23 protein-coding genes are annotated in these 22582 nt (G+C 38.9%); 1 reads left to right on the top strand and 22 read right to left on the bottom strand.

The annotated features are described in order from the left end of the window. Positions 1–97 precede the first annotated feature (97 nt). The 21 genes from ACMUMK_RS10525 to ACMUMK_RS10625 form a co-directional block, all read right to left on the bottom strand. Positions 98–1594: a CDP-glycerol glycerophosphotransferase family protein gene (locus ACMUMK_RS10525; RefSeq protein ID WP_414701073.1), complete on the bottom strand. Its 1497-nt coding sequence runs from the start codon at positions 1592–1594 to the stop codon at positions 98–100. A 75-nt stretch (positions 1595–1669) separates the two neighbouring features. Then, positions 1670–2128 (bottom strand): adenylyltransferase/cytidyltransferase family protein, encoded by a 459-nt coding sequence (locus ACMUMK_RS10530; protein WP_414701074.1) that lies wholly within the window; start codon positions 2126–2128, stop codon positions 1670–1672. Then, positions 2129–3034 (bottom strand): LicD family protein, encoded by a 906-nt coding sequence (locus tag ACMUMK_RS10535; RefSeq protein ID WP_414701075.1) that lies wholly within the window; start codon positions 3032–3034, stop codon positions 2129–2131. It lies immediately after the preceding gene. A gap of 81 nt (positions 3035–3115) precedes the next feature. Next, positions 3116–3841, bottom strand: coding sequence for an SDR family NAD(P)-dependent oxidoreductase (locus ACMUMK_RS10540; protein ID WP_414701076.1), 726 nt, complete (start codon positions 3839–3841; stop codon positions 3116–3118). Continuing rightward, on the bottom strand, positions 3834–5132 hold the full coding sequence (locus ACMUMK_RS10545; protein WP_414701077.1) for an AMP-binding protein: 1299 nt from the start codon (positions 5130–5132) through the stop codon (positions 3834–3836). Before ACMUMK_RS10545 ends, ACMUMK_RS10540 begins: the two co-directional genes overlap by 8 nt. Next, positions 5132–5392: an acyl carrier protein gene (locus ACMUMK_RS10550; protein WP_414701078.1), complete on the bottom strand. Its 261-nt coding sequence runs from the start codon at positions 5390–5392 to the stop codon at positions 5132–5134. Before ACMUMK_RS10550 ends, ACMUMK_RS10545 begins: the two co-directional genes overlap by 1 nt. 5 nt (positions 5393–5397) lie before the next feature. Next, positions 5398–6015 carry a UDP-4-amino-4,6-dideoxy-N-acetyl-beta-L-altrosamine N-acetyltransferase gene (pseH, locus tag ACMUMK_RS10555; RefSeq protein ID WP_414701406.1) on the bottom strand — a complete coding sequence of 206 codons (618 nt, stop codon included), beginning with the start codon at positions 6013–6015 and terminating at the stop codon, positions 5398–5400. Positions 6016–6017: 2 nt separating this feature from the next. Further along, positions 6018–7055 (bottom strand): UDP-2,4-diacetamido-2,4,6-trideoxy-beta-L-altropyranose hydrolase, encoded by a 1038-nt coding sequence (gene pseG, locus ACMUMK_RS10560; protein ID WP_414701079.1) that lies wholly within the window; start codon positions 7053–7055, stop codon positions 6018–6020. Positions 7056–7059: 4 nt separating this feature from the next. Continuing rightward, a complete protein-coding gene (pseI, locus tag ACMUMK_RS10565; RefSeq protein ID WP_414701080.1) occupies positions 7060–8115 on the bottom strand; it encodes a pseudaminic acid synthase in 1056 nt (351 codons plus the stop codon). Further along, entirely contained in the window at positions 8108–9193 is a 1086-nt protein-coding gene (locus tag ACMUMK_RS10570) for a glycosyltransferase family 9 protein (RefSeq protein WP_414701081.1), read from the bottom strand. The genes pseI and ACMUMK_RS10570 overlap by 8 nt, the downstream gene beginning before the upstream one ends. Then, entirely contained in the window at positions 9186–9887 is a 702-nt protein-coding gene (gene pseF, locus ACMUMK_RS10575; RefSeq protein WP_414701082.1) for a pseudaminic acid cytidylyltransferase, read from the bottom strand. Before pseF ends, ACMUMK_RS10570 begins: the two co-directional genes overlap by 8 nt. After that, positions 9884–11029, bottom strand: a complete 1146-nt coding sequence (gene pseC / locus ACMUMK_RS10580) for a UDP-4-amino-4,6-dideoxy-N-acetyl-beta-L-altrosamine transaminase (RefSeq protein WP_414701083.1) — start codon at positions 11027–11029, stop codon at positions 9884–9886. Before pseC ends, pseF begins: the two co-directional genes overlap by 4 nt. Positions 11030–11043: 14 nt before the next feature. Beyond that, positions 11044–12042, bottom strand: a complete 999-nt coding sequence (pseB, locus tag ACMUMK_RS10585) for a UDP-N-acetylglucosamine 4,6-dehydratase (inverting) (protein WP_414701084.1) — start codon at positions 12040–12042, stop codon at positions 11044–11046. A gap of 61 nt (positions 12043–12103) precedes the next feature. Next, positions 12104–12412, bottom strand: coding sequence for a hypothetical protein (locus ACMUMK_RS10590; protein WP_414701085.1), 309 nt, complete (start codon positions 12410–12412; stop codon positions 12104–12106). Further along, positions 12409–12840, bottom strand: coding sequence for a flagellar export chaperone FliS (gene fliS, locus ACMUMK_RS10595; protein ID WP_414701086.1), 432 nt, complete (start codon positions 12838–12840; stop codon positions 12409–12411). Before fliS ends, ACMUMK_RS10590 begins: the two co-directional genes overlap by 4 nt. Positions 12841–12877: 37 nt before the next feature. Continuing rightward, on the bottom strand, positions 12878–14335 hold the full coding sequence (fliD, locus tag ACMUMK_RS10600; RefSeq protein WP_414701087.1) for a flagellar filament capping protein FliD: 1458 nt from the start codon (positions 14333–14335) through the stop codon (positions 12878–12880). A 47-nt stretch (positions 14336–14382) separates the two neighbouring features. Beyond that, the gene (locus tag ACMUMK_RS10605) at positions 14383–14802 is read right to left on the bottom strand and encodes a flagellar protein FlaG (RefSeq protein ID WP_414701088.1); all 420 of its coding nucleotides are present in this window, start codon (positions 14800–14802) and stop codon (positions 14383–14385) included. Positions 14803–14885: 83 nt separating this feature from the next. Beyond that, complete coding sequence (locus ACMUMK_RS10610; RefSeq protein ID WP_414701089.1) at positions 14886–15710, bottom strand: flagellin; 825 nt, start codon at positions 15708–15710, stop codon at positions 14886–14888. Between the two features lie 1036 nt (positions 15711–16746). Then, a complete protein-coding gene (locus ACMUMK_RS10615) occupies positions 16747–17571 on the bottom strand; it encodes a flagellin (RefSeq protein WP_414701090.1) in 825 nt (274 codons plus the stop codon). 543 nt (positions 17572–18114) lie between these two features. Further along, positions 18115–18942 carry a flagellin gene (locus ACMUMK_RS10620; RefSeq protein ID WP_414701091.1) on the bottom strand — a complete coding sequence of 276 codons (828 nt, stop codon included), beginning with the start codon at positions 18940–18942 and terminating at the stop codon, positions 18115–18117. A gap of 383 nt (positions 18943–19325) precedes the next feature. Beyond that, positions 19326–20150 carry a flagellin gene (locus ACMUMK_RS10625; RefSeq protein WP_414701092.1) on the bottom strand — a complete coding sequence of 275 codons (825 nt, stop codon included), beginning with the start codon at positions 20148–20150 and terminating at the stop codon, positions 19326–19328. A gap of 255 nt (positions 20151–20405) precedes the next feature. Here ACMUMK_RS10625 and ACMUMK_RS10630 point away from each other — a divergent pair, with 255 nt between their 5' ends. Then, positions 20406–21347 (top strand): hypothetical protein, encoded by a 942-nt coding sequence (locus ACMUMK_RS10630; protein ID WP_414701093.1) that lies wholly within the window; start codon positions 20406–20408, stop codon positions 21345–21347. A gap of 1 nt (position 21348) precedes the next feature. Here ACMUMK_RS10630 and flgL read toward each other — a convergent pair whose 3' ends face one another. After that, positions 21349–22572 carry a flagellar hook-associated protein FlgL gene (gene flgL / locus ACMUMK_RS10635; RefSeq protein WP_414701094.1) on the bottom strand — a complete coding sequence of 408 codons (1224 nt, stop codon included), beginning with the start codon at positions 22570–22572 and terminating at the stop codon, positions 21349–21351. Positions 22573–22582 lie beyond the last annotated feature (10 nt).

Genomic DNA, 22582 nt, shown 5'->3' on the forward strand with positions numbered 1-22582 from the left:
TGTCATGATCTTCAATGAAAGAGTTAATGTTAGCGATCAATACAGACATAAAGCGTCCCTTTAAAGCGGTGTGAATAATAAAAATCTGAGTTAAATATCAACATTTCTCGGTCAGCAACTTTGCAGCTTCGGCAAAAATAACGGCTGAACTATTTCCAATATTTTTAGGCTCATAAAGTTTTTCAAGCAGGTTATGCCTTTGCTTTACATATTGGTCTTGTTTTAATGAACTTAAAATACTGTCAAACAGATTCAATAAGTTTGCAGGTTTCAAACCGGGAGTGTTTTTGTCAAAATCTAGCATAAAATCACCGTGACGCTTTACGTACTCCTCCTTGTCATAAACAAAAAATACAATAGGTTTATCTAAAAGCAGGTAGTCAAAATAGATCGAGGAATAATCTGTAATTAATAACGATGACATGGCTAGGAGCGGATAAATATCATTCGTACTTGGGTAAAAAACAATATTGTGTTGATAGTCTGGTGTAAACTGATAATCCTCATTTTCCATTGAATCAAAAAATGATTCTGGACGAATGAAAGGGTGCATCTTCAATACAATAAGTAAATCATGTTGCAAAGCAAACTTGTTTAAACTGTCTAGATTGATGGGGTTGTTATCAAAAGAGTCCCCACGCCATGTTGGGGTATAAACAATCAGTTTATTATTTGAAGTTTTCGCCCAAGCATATATATCTTGATCAACCAGCGCTAAACTTTTTTTATTATCGCCTTGTTCAAATAGTACATCGTTTCTGGGATACCCAGAGTTAATAATTCTTTTATAATCAAAAATTTTTGAAAAGGCGTAATCTGTCACAAAATCTGAAGTTGATATAACTAAATCATATTTCACGGCTTTGTAATTGGCTAGGTGACCAATTTTTTTTAGGGGAATACCATGCCATATTTGAATGGTTTTCGCGTCATTAATTGCGTAGCGTAAATCTTGGGTGATGGGGTTATGATCTAACACCATCAGTTTAGATCTTAGGCTGTAAAAAATGAATAACCATGAGTTAATGTCGACTATCTTGAAACCAAGAGGTTTTAACAACGCGATTTGACTTTTATTGTCGGTGGCTATTACCGCATTAATACTTTGCTGATTTTCAAAGTACAAATAGAGCTGTTTGATGTTAAGGTCAATAAACCCCTGCCCTAAAAATAGTACGGTGTTATCGCGTTGCATGTATTTTTTAAAATATCGCTGTAATACTAAATGGATTCGCGGCAAAGCACTGTTATTGGTTTTTTGCCACCATAATTTGAAGTTAGATATTTGTCGGAAACCCTCATTATAAATCACCAACTGTCGTTGTGAATTGGCAAGGCCGATATGTTTCAAAGCTTTGTTTATTTCTAACCCATAATTAGGGGAAATAATAAGTACTTTATCGAATTTTTTCTGAGCTAAATCATCAGGAGAGATGATATCTTGGCCCTGCTTACTTTTATCCACAAAACCTAAAAAATTGATACTGGAGTCTTGCTCCAGATAACGCTTAAGTTTTTCTGACATGGGGGTAAATGGGGTTATATAAACGGACTGTCCAGGTTTAAGACCAAGCTGCTCTATTTGTGATGACATATTATTTCCATAACGGCTTTTTAACTCTTTCTCTTCGTCCAATATATTGCAAAACACCAACCATTATAAAATCACCTATTCTAGTGCTTTTACAATATCCAACACCCCATCCAATCCTTGTTTGATTTTTTGGATTGCTTCACTGTCTATTTGCGATAGTGCTTTTTTTAGGCTTGTTGTTGAAATACTAGGAGTACGTGGCAAATATATGACCTCACACAAAGTCTGTAGCTCATCAAATTTACCTTGCCAATCTGCGCCAATACCAAATAAATCAATATTATACTTTTTGATATCCCCACTTTTCTGAGACCAATTATTTTCTGGAATTACTAAATCAACACAGCCTAATGCCCCAACAATCCTTGCCCGTTCAGCGTACCCGTAAATACACTGCTTGCCTTTTAAAAGATTAAATTCATCGGTAGACACACCCACAATAAGTTTATCTCCCAAAGCTCTTAGCCTTTCCAATAAATTAACATGACCAACATGGAGTAAATCAAAGGTGCCATAGGTAATAATTGTTTTCATTTAACTCTCAGCAGTAAATACAGTCGCAGATCTAATATCACTTAATGACCAATCTTGTTTTGGAGTACGCCAATCCCCATAATGTCCACTTAAATAGTCCTCCACATCGCATGGAAAATAGACGATACCATTAGAAAAAGAGTAAGGTTTGGGGTCTATAAAATGTTTAGCTGGCATCCGAAAACCACGGGATGCTAAACAATAATCCATATACTCCCCATGTATATACTTAACAAAAAAATCGATTCCCGGAAAACCCCCAGAGTCATCATTTGGTAGCAACTTTAGCGCTCGAATAGCTCCCGCTGGGACAGCCCCGTAGGCTTGTTGATTAATATATTGATGTAAGGTCCAAGCTACGCCTGTTATTGTAGATAAGCTAGGAAGTTGCTGTTCTATTACGTTTATACTGAGATTTAAATAGTCCGCATCAATAGCAAAATCTAAATCATCATCCCAAGGTATAAGGGCATTATCTCTATAAACTCCTAATAAAGTACCAGCATCTATATAATGTGGAACTTCATGTGCTCTCAATTGTTTAGATAATAACAATAATATATCTACAGCAGTTTGGCCTTGGCGATGTGAGTTTTTTAACTGAATGGGTTTAATTACCCGAGCAGGTAATACTTCTACTTCAATACTAGGAATAAGTTCCATTAACTGAATTTTTATTTGTTCAAAAAATTCACTTGCGATAAGAATTTTATCTGGCTGTAACTCCCCTATTTTATCCGGTGGTATAACAGGGATATTTTGAATATTAATTCCATGCTTAGATACATCGTTGTCAGCAAAAGCTAAAACGTTAAATTCTTCAGAAATGGCCGACAATGCAGAGCGTCCAGATAAGCTGGCTCCAAAAATAACTACATTAAACATTGGCTGACATGCGCCGTGCATTTCATTTCCTTTTAAGTTTCGAAGTTTGGTATTCACTACTATAGTTATCGACTACTTTTTGAAGAGCTTTAACTTACAAAACTAAGCTGTACTTCCTGCATCAACAGTCATCACTGTGCCTGTTATTGCAGCGGCTTGCTTACTCATAACAAACACAATCATAGCAGCGACATCTTCTACTGTTGCAAGCTTCCCTAAGGGGCTACGACGCTTTACTGATTCTAACTTTTCACCTTGTAGGCTGTTAGTCATATCCGTTTGCATATAACCAGGTGCGACGCAGTTTACTGTCACTCCAGCTTTACCAACTTCTCTTGCTAGTGACTTTGTGAACCCTTCCAGGGCAGCTTTACTTGCACCATAAACGCTTAAACCATTAAAACCAGTTTTAGCGATAATTGATGAGATATTAATGATTCGTCCCTTGCGATTCAGCAGCATTGACCGTAACAAGTACTTGCTTAACAGCATTGGAGCCTGAACATTCAATCGCATTATATTATCTATATCAAGATTTGGCATAGTCGCTAGCACACCGTCATGGCCAACTGCAGCATTATTAATTAAACCATAGGGGCGACCGAACTGTTTCGTAATCTGACGGCAAAGTTCGGGTATGTTATCTAACTCACAGAGGTCTGCTTTTACAAAATGACATACTCCTGGGTACGTTTCTGTCAAAACCTGTAATTCATCAGACAAAGTACGTGCTATGGCTACAAGGTGATAGCCTTCACTGAGAAGTGCTTTACTTGTGGCAAGCCCTAAGCCTTTACTAGCACCTGTCACTATCACATAGTCAGTCATTTACATTACTCCGAGATAATTTACCTGATGAGTTAACTCTAATATTTGCCACTTGCGTTAATTTTACAGGTATTTCAAAGCGTTGCAGCTGTAACTTACATTCTTCTCGAATATTTTTGAGTACTGAGCTCCAGTCAAAACTTTTACCTATAACAATATCTGCTTCTACCAAAGCGCCTAAAACACTATTTGCTTTGGCATAAACTCTACTTTGTTGCACCCCGTCTACTGATAACAGCACCGACTCAACTTTTTCTGGGTGTACTTTATTGCCACCCACATTAATAATGCCACTGGCTCTACCTAAAAAGAGTACTCTATCATTTAGTAAGTCGACTCTATCTTGAGTATCAAGAAATCCATTACTATCAATAAGTGCAGCAAGGCTCTTATCAAGTTCACCTTTAGGTTTAATTCGCAGATGCTGATTGTCATCAACCATCAACTCAGCACTATTAACTCCTTCTTGTAGCCAAGACTTAGGAAAACCTGCTCTTTTATCAGATACAACAAAGCCAACGCCAGCTTCTGTCGAAGCATAAATATGACGAATATTAGCTTTGGGGAAAATATAACTTAAAGAATCGAGTATCCCTTGGTCGGCTATTTCACCGCCTAGGGTTATATTAGAAAGAGATAAGCTTTGTAATTGATTGGTCATTAACAGCTGCCGCCACATGCTAGGGGTGGCAGATATTGCTGAGACGCCTTGCTGGGCGAATATCTTAACTTTATCAATGAGACTAGTCTGCTCTGTTACCACTAAGCTTGCCCCACTCAATAAAGCCTGTAGTAAAACCTGTAAACCAGCAAATCTGTGGGGCTCATATAAGTTTGCCCAACATAAGTTTTTTAGCGTGTCAGATACCCGAATTTGACTAATGAGGTTATTAAAACTGTGAGAAAACCACTTAGGCTTTCCAGAGGTGCCTGAAGAAGCTAGGTACCATTTGGTTTGTAGGGGTTGGGATAGTTCCCCCCCTTGAGTAACTTCAGTAAAATCACTAATACTTTTTACAGACCAGCGATAGACATCCTGAGGGGTATCTTTAACTGAATCCCTAGAGCATAAATAAATTTTTTCACAGAAACCATCAAACGCAATCAAAGCTGTGACAAATGAAATTGAATCAGTGTTTACAACCGCCACACTTTTCGCTTTAAGCTTTGCAAAAGCCGTGCGCAAAGCAAGGGCCTCTGCTAGAAGTAGCTCTGCCGTTACCTTGTCAGCATCTGTAATAATTTGACTTTGCTTATTAAGGCTATGTAGCCCGCTCTCAAATGTAGACATTAGACAGACTTACGAGCGAAACCTTGTTGATAAATAGCGACAAACTCTGCAAATGTAGAAGGATATATAGTTATGGCCATTTCAGTAAAAGGATCTATTCCCAATTCTTCTTCTAACTGCCCCACCAGCATGGCATACCCCAGAGAATCAAGACCTGACTCCAACAACACAGTATCAGCTTCAATTGCTGTAACAAGTTTACAGTCACTAATTTCTGCCACTTCAATCATGGCATTTCTTACGACTTGCTCTATATCCACCACTGTTATTCCTTCTCTAAAAATTGAATTTGGCTAATAGCCTTTTGAATAGGTTTGGGCATTCTAGCCAATACTTTGAACTGCTCATCTTTCCACTTTTTGGTAGCATAACTAAAAAAGTGAACTTGATAGGGCTCTTCTATGCCGCAATCTTGCAGCACTCTAACTCCCCCTTGCTCACTTTTTATTTTTTCATAGCCAAATAATTTATGTAGCTTTAAAGCAGAGCGATTAAAGGATAAAACTTCGGCATCTAAGGTTAAACAGCTACTTTGCTGCATAGCCCAATTCAAAGCTGCCCACTCCAGGACTAAGCCACTACCAGGTAAAATATCTATTTCACCTAAATAACACCCCCATTCAATATGGGCAGTTTTTACCTGACTAAAGTTTAACACTCCAACTGGCCTTTGATGCTGACAGTAAATCCAACACTGGCGATTTTGATCTTCATTTAATGCAGCAAACCAATTTTCATGCTCACTTTGAGTAATTGGCGTACTAGTGTGCATATTTACCCGCACGCGCTCACTGTTTCGCCATTTTAAAACTAAATTTAGATAATCCGCAGTTAAAGGAACAAAGAAGTGTTCACTTTTCGTTTTTAGTAAGTCATTGACCACTATCAAAACATCGCCTTTATGATTTTCTGAATACCAGATAAGTTTGAATGTATTTTAGTATTTTGATGCATAAAATTTAGCTTGGCTGAGTTTTCCCATAAATTAACTGCAGATTGAGCGATACCTTTAATCAAAGATTTAGCTTCCACATTATGACTCCCTACAAGCTCACACCACCCCTGCTCTTTTGCTTGCTGACTGGCAAATACTTGATTTTCAGCAACAATCACTAATACAGATGGCGTCAAACAGGTAAGTAACTCAAATTGACTAGCTCCAGCGGCAGATATAGCTAAACGAGCTTTCCCCATCAGTTGCGCAATATTTTGGCTGTCATGGTGATGACTAACAGACAACGAAGAAGCTTGGATAAATGCAATTAACTGAGGCAATGCTTGGTATCCAGCCCCTGTCACTACGGTTATTGGCATATCAGCTTGTAAAGCTGCCAACTCTTGCAATAAAGGGAGTGTAAATTTAAAAGGGTCACTACCGCCAAACATAAGCAATAAAGATTTTCTATGCTCATAGAACTCTAGTTCAGATTGGTAGAACTCTTCTCTCAAAACTCGATAGCTATCCCCCACACATAAATAAGCATTAGGTGCATATTTGTCATAAGGTAAATGTTCAGCCCCGGTAGACCAGTTTATAAGCAGGTTTAAATTAGGTTCAACACTCTGGGATTTACATAATAAACCATCGTCAAATATCCCAAGTTTGCAGCCTATTTTATTTAGCTCATTGCGATACTCACAATCAAAATCATAACCATCTAGAATGAGCCACTTTGCCTCCACGTTATGGCAAAGTGAAGACAATGAAGCTAGCTCAACTTGTTTAGAAGTAGTTGGCAATATATGTACTTCCCCAACCCAGTCTTGACGACTCTGGCAATAATGTTGAGTGCTATCGGTAATTGCGAACACTAGCTTGATCCCTTCTCGATACAGTCCCTGTGCCACAGCAAGGGATCTCATCAAGTGACCAAGACCTATAGTCGGGTTTGCATCAACCCTAAAAACCACACAGCTAGACATAAAGTTACGACTCTACAAATTGCCAAGATAATGGCGTCCCTTTTTTCAAATCACATTTTGAGACTTTATCGCAAATATCATCCCAATGTTTTGGCGCTAAGCCATAAGCAGGCCGAACTATTTTTATATTGTCTTTTGAAAATGGCTCCCCTGCTTTCATGTCTTTACTAATATATATTGAGCGACGATATAACTTGGATTTTTCTTCGGCCTGAGTTCCCCCATAACAAACTTGCCCCATAGCTTGGTGTGCTCTAGTGGTTTCTTTTACTAAAGACGATAATTCATCTGGCTCTAGTGAAAATGCAGCATCAACTCCACCAGCATTTCTATCAAGCACAAAGTGCTTTTCTATCACAGTGGCTCCCAATGCAACTGCGGCCACAGATACACCGACTCCAGCGGTGTGATCAGACAAGCCTACTTGGCATCCAAATGCCTCTTTTAGATGAGCAATAGTAACGAGGTTAGTGTTGGTAGCCTGGGCAGGATAAGTACTTGTGCATTTGAGTAGTATTATGTTTTCACAACCCGCGCTTTTAGCGGTATTAACAGCCTCTTCTATCTCACTTAAACTAGCCATACCGGTAGACATAATTAATGGCTTACCTTTAGTGGCGGCTTTACGGATTAACGGTAAATCGGTCAACTCGAAAGACGCAATTTTAAAGCAAGGGACATCTAATTCATCCAAAAAGTCCACAGCGGCTTCATCAAATGGTGAGCTAAAAGCCAACATGCCTAAAGCATTAGCCTTATCAAACAAAGGCTGATGCCATTCATAGGGTGTGGCGGCTTTTTGGTACAAACCATAGAGCGATTCACCCTCCCATAAACTATCTTTTTCTTGAATAACAAAATGTTCGTTATCTACATCTAAGGTCATGCTATCGGCTGTGAAGGTTTGCAACTTGATAGCATCAGCACCAGCATTGGCTGCCGCTTCTACCATAGCAAGCGCAAGATTCAGGTCTTGTTGGTGGTTTCCACTAAGCTCAGCTATTACAAAAGGTCGATGGGATGGGCCAATTAGCCTATTGCCAATTTGAATATCAGCCATTATGTACACCTTGGGCTTCTTCTGCTAGATGCTCAAAAATAGATTCAATGCTTTCCGTTAAATCAGCAGCATTATCACAATTACATGCGCGTGCATTTGTTTGCCCCAAAGTATTACTTCCAGCAGAATGCCTTAAACAAGGTGAAACTGTATCTGTAGCAAATTCAGGCATTAATAAAGACGGCTCACTGGCTCCGCTAACCAACAAAGTTGGGCACTCTACAGCTTGGGCATACCATCTAACTGCCGCTGATTTACATACCATTAAATCACTAGCAGTGAGCATTTTTAGCAATTGTTTAAGATCCCCTTTGCAGTCTTGCTCTACCCAAACTACATATCCTAGCTGCTCCAAAGACTTTTTTAACTCCCCTTGATAGGGGTAAACATAGCTGTCTGCAGATTGTTCAAAGCACAGCCCTATCACTTTAGTTTTTTTCTGATTTTTAGATAAACGCTTATCTGGCGTGACAATAATCTCGGATTGCAGTTTATCCACCACTAACCCACAACACTTTTTTAGATAAAATTCAGGGTATCCACCATCAGGTGCATCCTCATACTTCCACCATTGACTATGCCACTTGTACATCAGGCTAAAAGTACTGTCTGTAAACCTCTGAGGAGAGTTCACATAATCAGCTTCTAGTGTCTGGTTTTGCACTTGTGTTAGCAATTCTTTTACAGACAAACTAAGAAAATTACCGCTTACTGGCTCAAGTGCATCTTTTAAAAACCTAGCAAGAAAACACGGCATAAAGCTAGTATCAAGATTGATTATTTGGCTATATGCCTCACCTACTATCTCTTCAGCTAGTGCTAAAAAGGCTTCTAATCCTTGAAAAAAGTCGTCCGGCCATTGCGCTTTAGTCAGTCCATAGACTTTAACCTCTGGCTCTGCGAGTTTCATCAATTTAACCCCATCACCAAATGTTAAAAAGTGTAACTCTGCATTAGGGTTTTGCTGCTTAAAGTATCGTACAACAGGTAAACCAATGGCGCATATGTCAGCAGTACTTAACATACGTATAACTAATATTTTTTCTGCGGGCTGAGTATTATCTAAAATTTCAGTCACTTTTTAATCCTTGTATATATGCTTTGTACATCAACTCTGCTCTGTACCAATCTTCTGGAGTATCAATATCTTGAACAAGGTGACGAGGTAAAACAACAGGAATACTATGCTCACTAAACATTCGCTTTTTAGAGAGGTAGTCGTCTGTTCTGCCCCAATAAAATTGTCCTGCATCATGATAGGCTTCAGGTAAATCTTGAGAGCGTTTACTTATAGTTTCAGGAAACATAGGCGCCACGCCAGAGCCTTTTTGAATCAAAGCTCTTTGGACTGGAAAAGCAAAGCTAGTAACAGAAAAAGCAAATGCCTTATCATGATTTTTTTGCAACAAACCTAAAGCGTTTTGTAAATATTTAGCTTCAATAAATGGCGCTGTGGCATAAATACAACAGCAAAACTCTGGTTTGTAGAAATTTTCAATACAAAAATTTATCGCATGGTTAGTTACAGGTACCGTTCCAACAAAGTCATTTGATAACTCTTCAGGGCGAATAAAAGGCACTTCAGCACCATAGCTAATAGCAATATCTGCTATGTCTTTGTTATCAGTGCTTACAATAACTTTATCAAACACACCCGATAATCGTGCTGCCTCGATGGAATATGCTATGAGAGGCTTTCCAGCGAAGTCTTTTATGTTTTTCTTAGGAATACGCTTACTGCCACCTCGGGCAGGGATAACCGCAATATTCACACTAATACCTGTTCAAGTGCATCTATAACAGTCTGTTGCTCAGTGACTGTGAGAGTGGGATATAAAGGCAAGGTTAAAGCATTGTTGTAAAAACCTTCAGAGTTTGGAAAGTCTCCTACCTGAAAGCCCATATTTTGATAATAAGGCTGAAGGTGTATGGGAATATAGTGAACATTAACCCCTACTCCCATCTCGTGAAGTTTTTGATAAACGTCTTTTCTATCATGGTGTGTTAATTCAACCATATATAGATGCCAAGCACTTGTTGCAAAGTATTCCACACTAGGTAATCTCAATGGTAGGTATGCTAAGGCCTTTTGATAAACTTGAGCGCGCTCTAATCGCTTAGCAATAAAACTATCTAACTTTTTAAGCTGTGATAGCCCCAAGGCAGCATGCACATCGCTTAATCGATAATTATACCCAAGTGTAACTTGTTGGTAATACCAAGGACCGTGGTTTTCACCCTGCATCAAATTGGGATCTCGGGTTACTCCATGTTTTGCATACAATTGTATTTTTTCTGCAAATGGAGGGCAATTTGTGAGAATTGCACCGCCTTCTGCACTAGTTATGGATTTGACAGGGTGAAAACTCAGCACAGCCATATCTGAAAATTGGCAGCTGCCTATTTTTTGCTCTTGATATACGCCCCCCAAAGCATGAGCGGCATCTTCAATCAAGATAATGCCATATGGTTTTACTAGCTTTGAGATGTTCTGCATATCACAGCTTAGTCCTGAAAAATGCACCACAATTAAAGCTTTAGGAAGCTTGCCTGCTTGTTCGGCCTGTTTAAGTTTAATTGCAAGCTGGGTAACGCAAATATTTCTAGTTTGAGAGTCAATATCCACAAAGTCGACAGTCGCACCACAGAATAGTGCACAGTTAGCCGACGCTACAAATGAGTTAGGTACAGTCCAAACTATATCACCATCCCCTACTCCAGCAGCCAAACAAGCCACATGCAACCCTGAAGTCGCACTGTTTACTGCAGTACAATATTTGGCACCAGTGTATTCACAAAGGGCTATTTCGAACTGAGGAACAACTGCTCCTTGTGTTAAAAATTGGTTTTCCAACACTTCTACTACAGCATCAATATCTGCTTGGTCAACTGCATGTTTACCGTAAGAAATCATGTTTACATCCAGTTTTAGACTGTAACCTTATCGAGTTTTTTCAGCTCATCCACTGTCAAAAAGTGTGGATTAGTACCCGAGTGATACTCAAACTTTTCTGGTACCGCTTGCCCCTCTTCACCTAACTTGTTTTTAAAATAATTTACCGTTTTATCGAAAAACTTTATGGCTGGAGTAATAACATAGTGGTCGTCAAATTCTAGTGAATGATGGGCCATTTCTTCTGGCACCATAACCTCATGTAACTTTTCACCGGGGCGAATACCAACAACTTCATATTCTCGATTACCACTGATGGATTCTACCAAGTCTAAGATTCTAATTGAGGGAATTTTTGGTACAAAAACTTCTCCACCTTGCATTCGCTGAAAGTTCTTAACAACAAATTCCACGCCCTCATCTAAGGTGATCCAAAAGCGTGTCATTTCCTTGTGAGTCACTGGTAATACTTTTACGCCATCATCTAATAATTTGTGGAAAAATGGCACAACAGACCCTCTAGAGCCCACCACATTACCGTACCTAACCACTGCGAACCTTGGGCCTTTCGCCCCAGAGATATTATTAGCGGCAACAAATAATTTATCAGACGCTAATTTAGTTGCTCCATATAAATTGACCGGGTTAGCGGCTTTATCGGTAGACAAAGCAATAACCCGTCTGACATCAGACTCTATGGCTGCATCAATGACATTTTGCGCACCATTAATATTGGTTTTAATACACTCGTTTGGATTATACTCTGCCGCTGGAACTTGTTTTAAAGCAGCGGCATGGACCACATAATCCACATCTCGCATTGCCGCCTTAAGTCGCTCTTTATCTCTTACATCACCTATAAAATAACGCATACATGCAGCGTTAAAGGTTTGCTGCATTTCAAACTGCTTAAGTTCATCTCTAGAATAAATAATTAGCTTTTTAGGAGTGTAGTGCTTAAGTAAGTGGCTAACGAAGCGTTTACCAAAAGATCCAGTACCACCTGTTATTAAAATTGATTTATTTGAAAACATAGTTATTTTTCCCTAAAGGTGGGCAGCTAAAATTCTTACAAAAAAACAGCATTAAACATGATTACAGGTATTTTTTCACGGCTTTACGCCCACGTACTAACCCAGATAGCTGTTTTAATGACGCTTTTGCCATCTTTTCACAGTAAGCAACTAATAGACCATTCATTATTAACTCTTGCTCTGCAAAATTTTTTAAGTGCTCTTTGGAATGCTCTTTTAAAAAAGCCTGAATAACATCTTCACGGTTTTTGATAAGTTGCAAAAGTACAGCTTCATCGGGGTCATCAGTACTGAGATGTTCCACCAACCTTTGATTAACTGTACTTAATTGAGGGGGCGTATAGGGATGGTCTAAAGTTAATTTTTTCAAACTGCTGCTTGACGTTTTTGCCTCTGCGCTTCATAAGCCTCTTGTTTAGCAGACTCAGGAATTTGTGACCAGGCAGTTTTAATGGGTAAAAACAGAGTAATCACTTCATCTACAATCTTCAAGTTATTCTGCACGTTGGCATCAATTAACCTTTGTAACATATAATCATAAAGGTCAAACAAGTTGCCGCCCACATCACCGCCAACCTCTAAATCAATGGTATCTCGTAAATTCATAATGATTGCAGATGCTTTAGATAGATGTTCAGACTTACCAGCATAGTCTTTACGCTCCATACAACCTTTACCATAGGCTAATTTATCTAAGGCTCCTTGCATTAACATTAACGTTAATTTGTGTGGGTCTGCCTGCGCTATATCTTGTTTAATGTTGCCTTTTTTATAAGCGTTGATGCCTTTTAAAGCCATAATAAATTTCCGTGCTATAAATAATTATATTGCACAACTAGCCTAAGGTTGCCAATAAGGCAGAGCTAGTTGAGTTTAATGAAGCTACTGTTTGGTCTAAATTTAAGTACTTGTCTCGCAATATTTGTTCAGTACTGGCTAATCGTAATTCTAAGGTTTCTCTATCGTCATAAATCTGTTCACGCTGATCTTTTGCTGTATCTTCCCGAAGTTTAAGTAAACCACTGAAATTAGTATATTCTTCGATAAAATCATACAAGCGAACAGCAATACCACTTTCTTCATCAGTAAAAAGCGCTGCTATATCATCAAAATTATCTTCTAATGCCTCTGACAAGCGATCCTCACCGCTACCTAGACCAATATTATCCGTAGAGCTAATTTCCAGTTCACCATCGTCATTAAACTCAATACCAATTTGATAAATGGTCCCTAGCGCAGATGAGTCGACTGATGAAAATAAAATACTAGCAATACCATTTTCGATACCACGAACCAAAGAGTCTCCAGCTAAGGCTCCATCTTCTTCTAAGTCAGACTCACCATAGTTAGTTAAAACCTCGATTTCAGCTTTTAATGCGTTATAATTATCTACAAATGCTTGAATAGTCTCTTTTACCTGATCCGTATCAAAGCCAACACTCAGTTTAGAGGCTTGATAAGTTAAGCCGTCGGCAGCAAGCTCGGATAGCTCAGATACTGTGAAACTCACATTTTCAATAACATTCTCAAACTCATCAGTATCACTTTCAACATCAATACCGTCTATAGTTGCTTTTGAGTTTTGAGCAGACTTAACCGCTGACAAATGCTCGATAGTTTCTAGAGAATTAGTGGTAGAAACACGGTCTAGCTCAGCAATATCGTTGTTATTTACTATAACCAAATCATTGCCTTCCCCTGTTACACTAGAGGTAAAAACTAGTTTAGCCCCACCTGCTTCGGTACCGGTTGAGATGATACTTGCTGTCACACCAAAGTTATCGTCCGAATTGTTAATGGCGTTTCTTAAATCTTCTAGGGAATCACCTGCCGATAAATCAATTGTAAAAGCATCACTAGTGGCATCAACTTTAAAAGTAAGACTAGCCGTTCCTGAAGAAAGCACTGAATCAGAGGAACTTTCAAAACCGCCATCTTCTGCATCAGCGGTTTCTATCCTACTGCCAGCAGCTAATTGAGTTACTGTGATTTGGTACTCGCCTTCTAAGGCACTATTTGAAGCCTCAGCAGTAAAGGGCTCAATATCAGAAGAAGGGTTATTTATGGTCGGCTCTCGGCCTTTAAGGTTAGTTTCACTTCTCAAATCATCTAGGGTTTCTTGAAAGTCTTCTAATTTAGACTTTAACTGGCCAATAGCAGAAATTTCAGCTTCAACTGACTCTTCTCTAGCATCTAAAGCTTCTGTTTTAGGTACACTTTCAGCCTCTAGTAACTGAGTTACTAAGCCTTCCAGGTCCAATCCAGACCCTACCCCTAAAGATTGTATTGACATTTTACACCTCTAATCCAAGCTTAATGAATGTAATTCATCCACTTCAATTACACTTGCTTATTAAATAATAACCCCACTGCCGTACCAACATCAGCTTGTAAATCTTGCAAACGCTCAGATAGTTTCAATACTTCTTCTGACGGGATCTGCCTAATAACATCTCCAGACTCAGCATCCGTTACTTTAACAACTTGTTTATTACTGTCTTCATCTACAGAAAAATTTAACTGTCTGCGACTGCTGCTTTGCACAAACTCACTGATTTGCGTAACAGCGTCTTCAATTTGGCCAAGGTTCGTGTTTTGCTGTACTGCTTGGTTATCGGCAAAACTTTCGGTAACTTTAGCTTGCAGATTTAGGTCTTCTGACAACTCAGGTGGTGATATTTTACTTTGTATATTATTTACTTCAAGCTCATCAGATTTCGAAGCAAAAGTCTGGCCAACTTGAAAAGAATTAATTTCCATAAATCCCTCCTTTAAAATACAAATGGCCGCTATAAAGAATAGAGGCCAATCATAGAGCTATATGTATCTCCAAAAGCAAATCATTAGCCTAGTAATGACAACGCTGACTGTGGTCTTTGATTTGCCTGGCTTAATACAGATAAAGAAGCCTGTTGAACGATCTGGTTACGGGTCAACTCAGCTGTCTCAGATGCAAAATCAGTATCTCGGATACCTGAACGGGCTGCAGAAACGTTTTCAGAAATATTCGATAAGTTACGAATAGTCGATTGGAAACGGTTTTGTAAAGCACCCAAATCCGCTCTTACACCACCAATTGCAGATATTGCATTTGTTATAGCCGTTAACGCTGACGCTGCACCTGCTTCAGTTGCAACAGTAGTATCAGTTAGAGATAACCCTGAAGCCCCATATCCACCGGCTCTTGTTAACCCAACGGCAATAGTTTGCCCTGCGTTCGCACCGACTAAGAAAGTAGCAGAAAAATCTCCTTTTAAGATATCCACCCCACCAAACTGAGAGTCACTAGCGATACGGCTTATCTCATTTTTTAGGGCGGTCACTTCTTTTTGAAGCGCTGTACGGTCAGCTGATGAGTTGATACCGTTTTGTGATTGTACTGCTAAAGTACGAATACGTTGTAACGCTGTAGTTACCTCATCTAACGCACCCTCAGCTGTTTGAGCTAACGATATTGCGTCATTTGCGTTACGTGCGGCCTGGTTTAGACCTTGAATTTGTGTTGTTAATCTATCGGTGATTTGTAAGCCTGCAGCATCATCTGCAGCACTATTAATACGGAATCCTGATGACAAACGTTCAAATGATGTACTTAAAGCATTTCCTGAATCAAACAACTGGCGTTGAGCGTTCAAAGAAGATACGTTGGTGTTAACAAATAAAGACATAAAAACCTCCTGAAAACTCACTGCACGCTTTTAGCGCTATTTTTAACAGCAAGTTTGCCTCAATATTAATGTTCAGAAACCTCTTCCTGAACATCACCTCATTTACATTGATTAGTAACACCTCTATTACTAATCAAAGCTAAAGCAATCAAGTTAGACTACCTCTCAACTAATGGTATCGACCTCAGCTAAAGTAACTTTAATTTTTTTTCGATTTTATTATAAACTCTCTTTAAAAAAGTTTTAAATCCATGTTTTTAATACATAATTTTTAATATAAAAAACTCAACAATGTCCTCAAAGGTAATTTTCATTTAGATTTAGCCACAAGATAAATCGTACTTATTTTTAGCAAAAAAAATATGAAGATATAAAAACAAAGGTATGAAAATAGATAGTCAATTTTACTAAAGTTTATAGCCCAGTTTAAAAGTACCTTTATGAAACTAGACCATGAAAAAAAGTGAAAATAACATCAAATGAACTGAGAAAAAGTTAGAATCTCATACCAATAAAATATTGGCACAAAGAATGCTTTGTTTCTGATGTGTAACCTTAAAGGGTTATATAAAAAAGGCCGAGGTATCTTCTAAAAAGAAAGCCTCGACCAACTTGCTCACGTTAGGAGATGGAGCAAAAAGGTTTCTGTCCGACTGGCAGGGTTAGAGATGAATACTGGCCTCTCAACCAAACTTCTACACTCTTAGTCCTGTTAGTCGGCGTTTTAAATTACACCCTAGATGTAACATAAACATAGAAATACTTATTGTTTCCGAAGGCTTCTACTTTAAAGCCTTTATATAGTTACTTAGAAAAAAGGCCTGAGTCACAGCACATTGGAATGACGGAGACTCAGGCCAACTTGCTCACGTTAGGAGTTGGAGCAAACTTGGCACTTATTAAGGTTATAAACCTTAATGTATAAAATAGTGCCCTCCTTAGCATATGCAGCAAACATCCATGATTGCATTTTTTAGGGCTTAGCCCCGGGTTGGCCTCTCATTTCCTACCCTCTTTATTTAATTTTTCGAGCTACTTACCCAAGTAAACTTAAAGCTGACTGTGGACGTTGATTAGCCTGACTTAACACTGTAATGCTGGCTTGCTGTACAATCTGTACACGGGTTAATTCTGCCGTTTCAACGGCAAAATCTGTATCGCGGATACGACTTCTTGCCGCAGACACATTTTCAGATATGTTACTTAAGTTTCTGATAGTAGATTGAAATCTATTTTGTATTGCCCCTAAATCTGCTCGTTTTGCATCAATGATTGAAATAGCTTCTGAAACAGCTTTCATTGTTGCCGAAGCCTGTGCTTCTGTAATAACAGATGTATCACTAACAGCTAAGCCTGAAGCTCCAAATCCACCCTCTCGCTCTACATTCACACTAATAGTTTGGCCAGCATTAGCACCCACTAAAAATTTTGAAGAAAAGTCACCTTTTAGTATGTCAACTCCACCAAATTGTGATGTAGATGCAATTCGACTTATCTCCTCTTTTAGAGCTGTCACTTCTTTCTGAAGTGCCACTCTATCAGCTGATGAATTTATGCCGTTTTGAGATTGAACCGCCAGCACTCTTATTCTTTGTAATGCTGTGGTAGTTTCTCCTAAGGCTCCTTCGATTGTTTGTGACAATGAAATACCATCATTAGCATTTCTTACAGCTTGATCTAGCCCCATAACCTGAGTGGTTAAACGGTTAGAAATTTGTAAACCTGCTGCATCATCTTTTGCACTATTAATACGAAAGCCCGACGATAGCCTTTCAAAGGATGTGCTTAAGCTATTGTTTGAATCAAATAATTGTCTTGTCGCATTTAAAGACGACACATTAGTATTAACGAATAAACTCATTTTTTATCTCCTAACCATGCACTGACTTATATTTTTATTTGTAGCGTCAGTGTTTTTTGGTAATGCTAATATTAAAATTTACACCCGTAGTGCACATTTGGCACACTACATGCTTTTAGTTAATTGCTAGCTGGTACCCTGGTTAGCATTTTTGTTAAGTGTTAGACGCACATAAACAAAAGCAAAAAAGTGTGAGCATATGCTCAAGCTGACAGACGGAGTTGGTGGCCTATACCTCAATACCTCACTACCTCCTGGCATCTACTTCGTCTGTTAGCGATATAACAAAAAAGTTCCAACTACTCTTGTTATATCAAGTTAGCTTACGCTAATCTTGTTTTTAACTCGTTGATAATACTTAATAAATTTAAATCCCTCGGTCGGTTGCAGCCTGTCCCCACATTTTGCAATTCGACCGTTTTCCTATGCTCATTGGGTTACCCCTCCCAACAAACAAATTATCCTCGTATAATAAGTTGCAGCCTGCCCCCGCGATTGCTCAACATTTGATACATAACCTTTACTCACCAATCTAGCTAATTGTTAACCTTGTAATAAACTAAGTGCTGATTGTGGACGTTGATTTGCCTGCCCAAGCACAGTAACACTTGCTTGCTGTATGATTTGCCAGCGGGTTAACTCTGCCGTTTCGACGGCAAAATCTGTATCACGGATACGACTTCTCGCCGCTGAAACATTCTCAGAAATGTTACTTAAGTTACGAATGGTAGATTGAAATCTATTTTGCACGGCCCCTAAATCTGCACGCTTAGCATCTATTATCGAAATAGCTTCTAATACCGCAGTTAAAGTAGTTGATGCACCACCTGTTGTCTCAACGCTTAATCCCGCCACACCAAGGCCGGAAGCACCATAGCCCCCTTCTCTAAGCACGTTAACACTGATAGTTTGTCCGGCATTTGCGCCCACTAAAAAGGCTGAAGAAAACGCGCCTTGTAGTATATTCACTCCACCAAACTGTGAAGTAGAGGCGATTCGACTAATTTCTTCTTGAAGTGCCTGCACCTCTTTTTGTAATGCAACTCTATCGGCAGAAGCATTAATACCATTTTGCGATTGAATTGCGAGTACTCGAATACGCTGCAATGCAGTAGTGGTTTCTGCCAACGCACCTTCGATAGTTTGCGATAAAGAAATTCCATCATTTGCATTTCTTACAGCTTGATCAAGACCAAGAATTTGAGTTGTAAGACGGTTAGATATTTGAAGGCCTGCGGCGTCATCTTTCGCACTATTAATACGAAACCCCGAAGACAGACGTTCAAATGAAGTAGTTAAATTATTGTTCGACGTAAACAACTGGCGAGTTGCGTTTAACGACGACACATTTGTGTTGACGAATAAGCTCATTTCAATCTCCTAACGATTTTTTTGTAAATTCTATTTGGCTGTTTTTATTGTTATTGGCCTTAATAGATGTAGAGCTTTTCTTTTATTATTATTTAGCTTCTACTTCGCCGTTCGCTTATATTTTTGTTAGTTGCGTAACGTCTATTTAAGTTATCGTTGCTTTGATGAAAATCCTTTAGGAAAAAAACAATTTATTTTAAAAGTTATTATTTTTCAGACACTTAAGACATGAAAAAGCCGGAGAAACTCCGGCTGAGGGCTCTTTTATTAAGAGAGAGTGAGCAAACTCTCAACTGCTCGGTCCGTTAAATCCAGAGCACTACCTCCTGGCTTCTACGCCTCCAAACAGGAGAAGAGTTTTGAAACCTAGGCTATTGTAATACTTAACCTAGTAAAGATAGCGCTGATTGTGGTCTTTGATTAGCCTGACTTAATACTGTCAAACTAGCTTGTTGAACGATCTGGTTACGGGTTAATTCAGCTGTTTCAGTAGCAAAATCAGTATCTCGAATACCTGAACGGGCTGCAGAAACGTTTTCAGAAATATTCGATAAGTTACGAATAGTTGATTGGAAACGGTTTTGTAATGCACCCAAATCCGCTCTTACACCACCAATTGCAGATATTGCATTTGTTATAGCCGTTAACGCTGACGCTGCACCTGCCTCAGTTGCAACAGTAGTATCACCAATTGATAAACCTGAAGCTCCGAACCCACCGGTTCTTGTTAATCCAACGGCAATAGTTTGCCCTGCGTTCGCACCGACTAAGAAAGTAGCAGAAAAATCTCCTTTTAAGATATCCACCCCACCAAACTGAGAGTCACTAGCGATACGGCTTATCTCATTTTTTAGGGCGGTCACTTCTTTTTGAAGCGCTGTACGGTCAGCTGATGAGTTGATACCGTTTTGTGATTGTACTGCTAGAGTACGGATACGTTGTAACGCTGTAGTTACCTCATCTAACGCACCCTCAGCTGTTTGAGCTAACGATATTGCGTCATTTGCGTTACGTGCGGCCTGGTTTAGACCTTGAATTTGTGTTGTTAATCTATCGGTGATTTGTAAGCCTGCAGCATCATCTGCAGCACTATTAATACGGAATCCTGATGACAAACGTTCAAAAGATGTACTTAAAGCATTCCCTGAATCAAACAACTGGCGTTGCGCATTCAAAGAAGATACGTTGGTATTTACGAATAAACTCATGGTTTTCTCCTACACTCTCAGTCCAGACTTTGCTGGCGACCGAATAAATTCGGCTGGTTAAATAACACTAATAGAATAATGATTCGGTACTTCTAAAATCATTATTACTGGCTCTCTCAAAAAATGTATCGACCCTTTTAAAAATCCCTTTAGCCATTCGTTGCCTTTATTTTAATAATTCGGCAATTATTTGCCGGCTTGATATTAATATTTACTTGCGTTTCAATAAGTTAAATTCTACAAAATAATTTTAAAATGAAGATAAATTGGTCAATTAAAATAGGAAATAAGGCTGGTCATAATGCTTTTGTGGATGTATGTCACTTTAATAACTGGTTTTATTGTTGCTACAGAGAAGCAACGAATCACATAAGTGCAGACGGTAAAATTTGCATATTAAAGGTAGATCACCAGGGCGTGGTTTTAAATAGATCTCTGATTCAACTCCCTTCAACAGATCTAAGAGATCCTAAGTTGACCATTACCCCTGATGGAAAGATGTTACTTATAGCTTATGCAAGGCGAACAAATAGTGAAAATCGCACTATTGGAACCCGAAACCTCTGCTGGGTATCACAGACAGGTGATAGCTGGTCAACACATAAGGAGTTTGCTGAAAAGGGTTGGTGGCTCTGGCGAATAACTTGGCATCAAGGTTTAGGGTATGGCTTTGCCTATAACCGAAAGCAAAATGCTATCAACTTTTTTACTGGCGATCCCCGTCGCAGTTTTCATCGTCATGTAACTTCAGCATTTAGCTTGAAAAAACATGGCAAAGGTTACCCTAACGAGAGCGATATTATTTTTAACGAGAAAACAGCATATGCAATTATTAGACGAGACGCCGACAGTTACACCGCTCAACTTGGAATAAGCAACTTTCCATATAAGCGCTGGAAGTGGACAGATTTACAAAGATATATAGGTGGCCCAGCTTTGATAAAGGTTAACGCTGAACTTGCGATACTAGCTGGCAGGATTTTTGAAGAGGGGAAGCTAGTAACAGGGGTATTTACACTCAACCTGAATACGGCAAAATTAATTAAACAACTCGTTTTACCGTCTCAAGGAGATAATAGTTATCCTGGTTTAGTTATCGAGAACGATAAACTGTACATTTGTTACTACTCTTCCCATGAAGACAACAAAAGTAGCGTATATATGACCGAGTTGGATATATACCCTTTAAAAGAATAAACTACAGATAATCAAATAGTGACGTACCTGTAACTAAACTAAAGGTAGACTGTGCAGCCTGGAGCGCAGTTTCTTGACGGCTTAACTCAGAAACAGCCTCTGCATAATCAACCTCTTCAATATTTGCTCTTGCAGTTTGATTGGCAATTTGTATATTCAGATTAGAAGCTAATACCGAGTCAGCCACATTCATTCTAGCGCCGATAGCAGACATTGACTCGCCAATGCGAGTTAACGCATTGTCTGCCCCGGTTAGTGCATCAGTTAAAGCTTCTTCAAATTCCGAATCACTCAGATTTTCATTGCTCAAAGCGATAACAAAATCATTTAGTGTTTCAGCAATATTCTTCTTTTCCGGTGGAGCTAATTCAAAGTCAACAGAATCGCCAGTAGTACCACTGATATTAAATTCTAAGCCCTGATACAAAAAGCTACTGCCACTTTCAAAATCAACAGTATCTAATACAGCTCCCGTACCTAGATTTGTTACTTGCACCTGAGTAGCGGACACTACAGTTAATCTAAACTCATTATTTGCTAGGTTCACTGCATCATAATTATTTTCATGAAAAGCATCATAACTTGCTTGTTCAGCTATCTTCATACTTGCATCTAACACGCCTGTAGAGCCACTGATAGAAGCTTTATTTCTAGCACTTACGTTTTCAAATACCTCAAAACCACTATTATTAACTTGTAGTTGCACTGAGTCCGATATTTTAATTTCATTAAACCCATCATCGCCTTCAAAGCTATACTTGTTGCCTGTAGAGCTCTCGTTATAGCTGAAGGCGGGTGAGTCAGATTGATAACCAGCAAAGATGTAATCGCCAGCGGAATTTTGAGTATTCATTAAATCAAAGACTTGATCTCGAATTTCTTCAATCTCAATAGCAATAGCGCGCTTATCGTCACTGGTATAAATACCATTTCCCGATTGCACCATTAAGACTCTGGCACGGTCAATGGCATCATTTACACTACCAAGCACTGTCTCTTCTTGCTCTAAGCTATTGTTTAACATGTTATTGTTAACTTTGAATTGATTAATCTGGTCAATTTCTTCAGTTAACCTAATAACCTGTGCAGCACCTACAGGATCATCAGCTGGTGTAAGTAATTTTTTACCTGACGATAACTGCAGTTGCACATCAGATAGGTCACTTTGATTATCCAAAACCGCTTGGATACTACGGTCATACAATTGTGCAGTAGAAATACGCATAAATAATCTA

The sequence above is a fragment of the Paraglaciecola sp. 2405UD69-4 genome, from assembly GCF_047525415.1.
Taxonomy (GTDB): Bacteria; Pseudomonadota; Gammaproteobacteria; order Enterobacterales; family Alteromonadaceae; genus Paraglaciecola.

Excerpts from the sequence above, each read along its gene's own strand:
- fliS (WP_414701086.1), bottom strand. The coding sequence starts at position 12,840 with ATGGCTTTAAAAGGCATCAACGCTTATAAAAAAGGCAACATTAAACAA.
- ACMUMK_RS10630 (WP_414701093.1), top strand. The coding sequence starts at position 20,406 with ATGAAGATAAATTGGTCAATTAAAATAGGAAATAAGGCTGGTCATAAT.
- ACMUMK_RS10625 (WP_414701092.1), bottom strand. The coding sequence starts at position 20,150 with ATGAGTTTATTCGTAAATACCAACGTATCTTCTTTGAATGCGCAACGC.
- pseC (WP_414701083.1), bottom strand. The coding sequence starts at position 11,029 with ATGATTTCTTACGGTAAACATGCAGTTGACCAAGCAGATATTGATGCT.
- ACMUMK_RS10530 (WP_414701074.1), bottom strand. The coding sequence starts at position 2,128 with ATGAAAACAATTATTACCTATGGCACCTTTGATTTACTCCATGTTGGT.
- flgL (WP_414701094.1), bottom strand. The coding sequence starts at position 22,572 with ATGCGTATTTCTACTGCACAATTGTATGACCGTAGTATCCAAGCGGTT.
- ACMUMK_RS10605 (WP_414701088.1), bottom strand. The coding sequence starts at position 14,802 with ATGGAAATTAATTCTTTTCAAGTTGGCCAGACTTTTGCTTCGAAATCT.
- ACMUMK_RS10535 (WP_414701075.1), bottom strand. The coding sequence starts at position 3,034 with ATGCACGGCGCATGTCAGCCAATGTTTAATGTAGTTATTTTTGGAGCC.
- ACMUMK_RS10610 (WP_414701089.1), bottom strand. The coding sequence starts at position 15,710 with ATGTCTTTATTTGTTAACACCAACGTATCTTCTTTGAACGCTCAACGC.
- ACMUMK_RS10615 (WP_414701090.1), bottom strand. The coding sequence starts at position 17,571 with ATGAGTTTATTCGTTAATACTAATGTGTCGTCTTTAAATGCGACAAGA.
- fliD (WP_414701087.1), bottom strand. The coding sequence starts at position 14,335 with ATGTCAATACAATCTTTAGGGGTAGGGTCTGGATTGGACCTGGAAGGC.
- ACMUMK_RS10620 (WP_414701091.1), bottom strand. The coding sequence starts at position 18,942 with ATGAGCTTATTCGTCAACACAAATGTGTCGTCGTTAAACGCAACTCGC.
- pseG (WP_414701079.1), bottom strand. The coding sequence starts at position 7,055 with ATGTCTAGCTGTGTGGTTTTTAGGGTTGATGCAAACCCGACTATAGGT.
- pseI (WP_414701080.1), bottom strand. The coding sequence starts at position 8,115 with ATGGCTGATATTCAAATTGGCAATAGGCTAATTGGCCCATCCCATCGA.
- ACMUMK_RS10525 (WP_414701073.1), bottom strand. The coding sequence starts at position 1,594 with ATGTCATCACAAATAGAGCAGCTTGGTCTTAAACCTGGACAGTCCGTT.
- ACMUMK_RS10540 (WP_414701076.1), bottom strand. The coding sequence starts at position 3,841 with ATGACTGACTATGTGATAGTGACAGGTGCTAGTAAAGGCTTAGGGCTT.
- pseB (WP_414701084.1), bottom strand. The coding sequence starts at position 12,042 with ATGTTTTCAAATAAATCAATTTTAATAACAGGTGGTACTGGATCTTTT.
- ACMUMK_RS10545 (WP_414701077.1), bottom strand. The coding sequence starts at position 5,132 with ATGTCTACATTTGAGAGCGGGCTACATAGCCTTAATAAGCAAAGTCAA.